Source organism: Paraburkholderia sp. RL17-381-BIF-C (assembly GCF_046026435.1).
Classification (GTDB): Bacteria; Pseudomonadota; Gammaproteobacteria; order Burkholderiales; family Burkholderiaceae; genus Paraburkholderia.
The window spans coordinates 21,498-27,497 of the sequence record NZ_JARESX010000086.1 but is presented as its reverse complement, the minus strand read 5'-3'; the positions used below and the strand labels follow the sequence as shown (position 1 = coordinate 27,497).

Annotated in this window: 4 protein-coding genes; 3 read left to right on the top strand and 1 reads right to left on the bottom strand. The window is 63.8% G+C overall.

Features of this window, described 5'->3' with window-relative positions:
- The first annotated feature begins 176 nt into the window (after window positions 1-176).
- Window positions 177-2,366, top strand: a complete 2,190-nt coding sequence (locus P0D70_RS31930; protein ID WP_408187413.1) for a serine/threonine protein kinase — start codon at window positions 177-179, stop codon at window positions 2,364-2,366.
- 67 nt (window positions 2,367-2,433) lie between these two features.
- On the opposite strand, the gene P0D70_RS31925 is transcribed toward P0D70_RS31930, so the two are convergent.
- A complete protein-coding gene (locus tag P0D70_RS31925) occupies window positions 2,434-4,407 on the bottom strand; it encodes an SUMF1/EgtB/PvdO family nonheme iron enzyme (protein WP_408187412.1) in 1,974 nt (657 codons plus the stop codon).
- Window positions 4,408-4,775: 368 nt separating this feature from the next.
- Between P0D70_RS31925 and P0D70_RS31920 the strand changes: the two genes are divergently transcribed.
- Complete coding sequence (locus P0D70_RS31920) at window positions 4,776-5,279, top strand: DUF4399 domain-containing protein (RefSeq protein ID WP_091806190.1); 504 nt, start codon at window positions 4,776-4,778, stop codon at window positions 5,277-5,279.
- A 47-nt stretch (window positions 5,280-5,326) separates the two neighbouring features.
- Window positions 5,327-5,761 (top strand): DUF4399 domain-containing protein, encoded by a 435-nt coding sequence (locus P0D70_RS31915; protein ID WP_408187411.1) that lies wholly within the window; start codon window positions 5,327-5,329, stop codon window positions 5,759-5,761.
- Window positions 5,762-6,000 lie beyond the last annotated feature (239 nt).

Here is a 6,000-nt window from a genome sequence, read left to right as displayed (position 1 = left end):
TTCCCACGACACCGGTTCAGCGCGCAGGCAGCGGGCCAATCCTGGTTTGCGAAAGCACGGACCTGGAGCTAGTATCGAAGCGGCACATGTAACTGGTTACGACAGGTTTTCTATCGGCCTGAGAGGCTGGGATCGCATGCGGTCCGGCCCAACGGCAGCGGCGGTGCTTCGCACAAATGGCTAGCCTTGCGCGTGTGATTCACGACTTTCAGAACGGCGAGCTGTCCCGTGACGAGTTCGTGGCTCAACTCGACAGCACGTTGACGACCGAGGGACTCGGTCCCACGCAGCTGCTGGACATGCTTGGCGCGGCCCAGCGCAAAGCACCGTTGCCCGACGATCTCTATGTGGAAGTGCGGCGGCGCATCGAACAGTTGCGCGTTTCGAACGTGGCTGCGGGCGGCGACGAAACGGGCATCCAGACCACAGTCGAAATTCCATCGGTGCGCTCGGCGAGCGCGGGTAGTGCCGGTAGCGTCGGCAATGCATCCCACGCAGGCGGCAACGGCGGCGCGACGGGACAGGACCAGATCAAAGGAACCGGCGACACGCTGAATAACCGCTTCGTGCTCGAGGAATGCCTGGGCGTCGGCGGTATGGGCACGGTGTACAAGGCGCTCGACCTGCGCAAGCTCGAGGCCTCGGATCGCAAACCGTACCTCGCGATCAAGGTGCTCAACGTCCAATTCCGCGGCAACCCCAATTCGCTTGTCGCGTTACAGCGCGAGGCGCGCAAGGCGCAGGTGCTCGCGCATCGCAACATCATCACGGTGTACGACTTCGACCGCGACGGGCCGATCGTCTATCTGACCATGGAGTACCTGTCCGGCAAGCCGCTCAGCCAGTTGCTGCGCACGCCGGGCTACCAGGGCATGCCGGTGCGCGCCGCGCTGCCGATCGTGCGCGGCATGAGCAGCGCGCTCGCTTACGCGCACGAACGCGGCTTCGTGCATTGCGACTTCAAGCCCGCCAACGTATTTCTCACGACGAATGCTGAAGTGAAAGTGATCGACTTCGGCATCGCTCGCGTGTTTCAGCGTCCGGAAGAAGAGAGCGACGCCACCGTTTTCGATCCGGGCAGCCTCGGCGCGTTGACGCCCGCGTATGCCAGCCCGGAAATGATCGAGCACCGCGAGCCGGATCCGCGCGACGATATCTACGCGCTCGGCTGCATCACGTATGAGCTGCTGACCGGCCACCATCCGTTTGACCGGTTGTCGGCGACACAAGCCCGCAATGCCGATTTCAAACCGCAGCGGCCGGCCAATCTCGACTCGAGACAATGGCGCGCACTGCGCTCGGCGCTGTCGTTCGATCGCAATACGCGCATGCCGAGCGTGGAGCGCTTCATCGCGGAGTTCGACAACGAGGCGCGCGCGGAGAAGTCGGGTACGTTGGCGAAGGTGGGACTCGCGAGTTTCGCGGTGGTGTGCGCGGCGGCGGTCGGGGTGTTCGCATTCCGCTCGGCGCCGAACCGGCAGAACGGGGCGCAGACGCCGGCGGGCGCGTCGCAGGCTTTGGCGGAGCAGGCGGCTTCGTCGTCTGCGGGTGAGACGGTCTCTGGGCCGGTTGCCGCGGCAGCGCCGCCTCCGCCGGCCAGTATCGTCGCGGCGGCGCCTGCCACGGCACCCCCGGCAAGTCCGGTCGCGGCCGTGCCCGTCACGCCACCCACGCCCGCGCCGAAGCCGGCGCTCACGCTCGCCGCCATCACACCCGCGTTGATGCAAGTGCCCTGTTCCGCACTGTCCGCCTCAGTACAGGACCATTCGCTGACGGTGCGCGGCTATGTCTCGCAACGCTACGGCACCGCGCATCTGAAGGACACGCTGGCGGCGTTGCCGGGCGTCGATACGCTGACGCTGGCCGTCGAGCCGCTCGCCGACGACAAGTGCGACACCATCAAGGCGCTCGCGCCCTACTGGGTCGGCAACATGCAGGCCGGGCACGTTGCGGCCTTGCATGTGAGGCCTTCCGGCGGACAGTTGAGCGATGGCGACCCGCTCGTTGTCGACGTCACCACGCCCGGCTATGACTCGTATGTGAACCTCGACTACTACCAGCTCGACGGCAGCGTCGTGCACATGGTGCCGAGCCCGCGCGCAAAGGACAATCAGGCGCCGCCGCACTACGCCGCCACTATCGGCAGCGCGGGGGACTGGATCATTTCAAAGCCGTTCGGATCGGAGATGGTCGTGCTGCTGATTACGCCGGCGCCGCTATTCGACAAGCCGCGTCCGGAAAGCGAAGCGCGCGCCGATTATCTGCGCGCGCTCGACGCGAGGCTCGCACAGATCGGCGGCAAATACGGCCGTGATCACATCGTCGCCGATTTCGCGCCGATTACGACGAAGCCACGCTCGCCCTAAGTCCGCACCTTGGATGCGGCTTGCTTGACGGTGGCGAGCCGGGCGCGGGCCCGACAACTCACACCAGTCACTTGAGATCCTTGACGACCCGAAAGCCATCCTGCGACTGGCGCACGCCTGAGCTGTACTTGAAGCGTGTCGCGCTGAGCATATAGCCGCCGCCCTCGCGCCACGAACCGCCGCGAATCACGCGCATGTCGCAGCCGGGGCTGTCCCATGCGTGGCCGTCGGCAGGCGCGCCCTGGTAGGAGTTGTGCCAGCAGTCGGCGGTCCATTCCCACACGCTGCCGTTCATGTCGTACAGGCCAAGGGGATTCGGTGCGAACGAGCCGGCGGACTCAGGTCCTTCCTTGTGCCACGGGTCGCCGCAGTCCTTGCAGTTGGCGTTGCCTTTGCGCATCTGGTCGCCCCACCAGTAGGCAGTCGTCGTGCCGCCGCGATCCGCATATTCCCATTCCGCTTCGGTGGGTAAACGGTACGGTTTGCCGGTGCTCTTGCTCAACCATTTCACGTACTGCTGTGCGTCGTCCCAACTGAGATCGCGCGCCGGGGCGGCTTTGTTGGTATTGCTTTCGGGTGTGAGTTTCTGACAGCCGTTGGCTGCCACGCACGCGTTCCACTGCTCCACCGTCACCTCGTACTTGCCGATCGCGAACGGCGCACCAATGCTCACGTGATGTACCGGCTTTTCGGACGGATCGTCGGTGCTGTTGCCCATCGAGAATGAACCGGCAGGCACGGTAATCATGATCGGACAGGTGGCGCAATCGCGGCTTTCGCCGGCGACCGCCGCATGCGTGACGGGCTTTTGCGCTACCGCCGCCGCAGGTGGCGCGGCCGGCGGGGCGGCGCTTGCGGTGGGCTTCGGTGCCGGCGCACTAGGCGGCGGCGTTGGCCGTGCTGCTTGTGGCGCCGGTGCCACGGAAGGCGCGGCAGGTGTGGCTGCGGAGGGCGAACTCGACGCCCCCGCTGCGCGCAAACGTTCGATGCGCGCGTGAGCGAGCGTGGCGAAGCGGCCGTTCGGATAGGCCTTCAGATACGCCTCGTAGTCGCCTGGGTAATTACTGTCCTTGATCGAATTCCAGAACGTGATTTCGTATTGTTCGCTGCTGTCTTTCGGCAAGATGCCTCTGCTGCGCAGCGTGATCACGGGATTGTCCAGAGCGGCGGACGCAGCATCGGACACGAGCAACGACCGAGGCAGCGAGGAAGCCAGCCACGGCGTTTGCTCGCCACCCGTTACGTCGCGGACCTGCGCCGCGACGCGCTGCAACAGATTCGCCAGGGTTTGCGACGGAGCGCTGTCGAGCGCGTGCAGCCATGCATTCGTGTAGACGCCATGACGCACGCCGTCCGCTGCGAAACCGCCAGGCGCGGTCGCGTAGGCCACTACCGTGTTGTCCGGAAGCGCGGACGTATTGCCCGCCACGTCCGCCGAGAACGGGTTGTTCAGACACGTATCGAGGATCACGAGATTGAACTGGCCGTCACGCGGCGCGCGCATTGCCTGCAATACGGCGTTGAGATCGACGCCCTCTCCGACGACGGCAGCCGGCAAGCGAGAATCGAGTCCCGCGGGGATGAGCAGTGTTTGCGGGCCGATTTGCATGCCGTGTCCCGCGAAATAAAAGAGGCCAACGCCGCCTGACCGCAGGCGCTCATGGAATTCACCGATGGCTTCGCGCATTTGCTGCGGCGTCGCGTTCGTGCGCATGATCACGTCGAAGCCGAGTGTTTTCAGCGCGTCACGCATGGCTTCGGCATCGCGCGGGGCGTTCTCACGCAGTGCATCGAATTGCGTGTCGGTGCGGTCCACAAGTTCGGCGTGATCGGCACCGTACGCGCCGTTACCAATCACTAGCGCAATACGTGGAGAAGACTGCTTGCCTGATTGTGGCGTGAACGGAGTGAGCGGCAATGTCGCCATGTTCGCCGCACTCGCGCCCCGCTCGACGCCATCAGGTTGCGGCGCCGCATAAGCATCGCCCCAATGCGCCTGCATTGCCCCGGCCATGCACACCAGCATGAATATTCGCCACATCTTCACATCCTGTTTGTTCCGGACAGAACATAGGCAATCGAGGACCGCGCCACTCGCAGCAGTTGCTGGAGTCAAAGGCGCGAAGCATCGACGCCGCTATCGACCATCCATCTGCAACCTCTTAATAACGATAGCACGCGCTTTGCGCGCCACAACAGTCGGCGTGCCCCGAATGCGTTATACGGTTAACGAGTGTGGCGTATCTTTTTGGCAAGTTACGTCCTAAGCTAATTCACAAAGTAAGGCGGCACGGTCGTTTTATCCAGGGGCGGCCGTTCAACCGCGCGTGCGCCCGTGGCGTGCAGCCGAAACGTCCGGCCTGCGTCGTGCAGTCGGGTCGCCATGACCATTCGTCGGGAGAGTGCGCTATGCGAAGAACCGTTACCCCCGTTGTTACCGACGTGCGTCACGGAGCGAATGCGCATCGCGAGGCGCGGCGCAAGGCGCTGCGCGCGACGCTTGTCCTCGTGTTCGGCAACATGGTGCCCGGCGCGTTGGCGCTGGCCGAGTCAACCACTTCGCCGCCGGGCGCGGAGGAATACATCATCTGGCCACCGGATGGCGCGGTGATTCACGGCGGCAAGTTGTGGGTGCGCATGGGCTTGCGGAACATGGGCGTGTGCCCGAAGGGCGTCGTGTTCCCGAACACCGGCCATCACCATCTGCTGATCGACACCGACCTGCCGCCGCTCGATCAGGAAATCCCATCGGATCGCAATCACCTGCACTTCGGCGCGGGTGAGACGGACGCGCGGATCGAGTTGCCGCCGGGCAAACACACACTGCAACTCATTCTCGGCGATCACAACCACGTGCCGCATGTGCCGCCCGTGTATTCGAAGAAGATCACCATCACCGTGCTAAAAGACTAGCGCGATCCGTTCGTTCAAAGCGGATCCGTCAGGACGGAGAGACCTCCATGTACAAGATCATCGCGGCCGCGGCGCTCGTCATGTCGGCGGCATTGGCTTCGCCAAATGTCGTCAATGCGGGTACGACGCCCGCACCGGCGGGTGCCCATGCATATATCGGCTATCCCAACGACGGGCAGGTCGTACCGGCCAACAAGCCATTCAAGGTGTGGTTCGGCCTGCGGTATATGGGCGTGGCGCCCAAAGGCGTCAAGTATCCGAATACCGGCCACCATCATCTGCTGATCGACACCGACCTGCCGCCGATGGATCAGGAAATTCCGTCGGATCGCAATCATCTGCATTTCGGTGCGGGCGAAACGGAGACCACGATTCAGCTCCCGCCAGGCAAGCACACGTTGCAGTTGCTGATGGGCGACGACATGCATATTCCGCACAATCCGCCTGTGTATTCGAAGAAGATCACCGTCATCGCGCGGTGACGCAATCCGCGGCGTGACGCTCCGGCAATCGGATGTTACGCCGCAACCAACAGCTTCGCGCGTTCTGTTGGCCGCGATCCACCATCCTCCGCGCACCGCTTCTCCGCTTCTCTCGCGATCCGTCTTCCGATCCGCCCCGCAACCCTTTATCTACGGCGCTCCGACAAATTTATTAGGAGAAAAAAGGAAGACTGGCACAGCCCATGCATTAGTGACACTCGAGCAGACAAGTTGCTCGA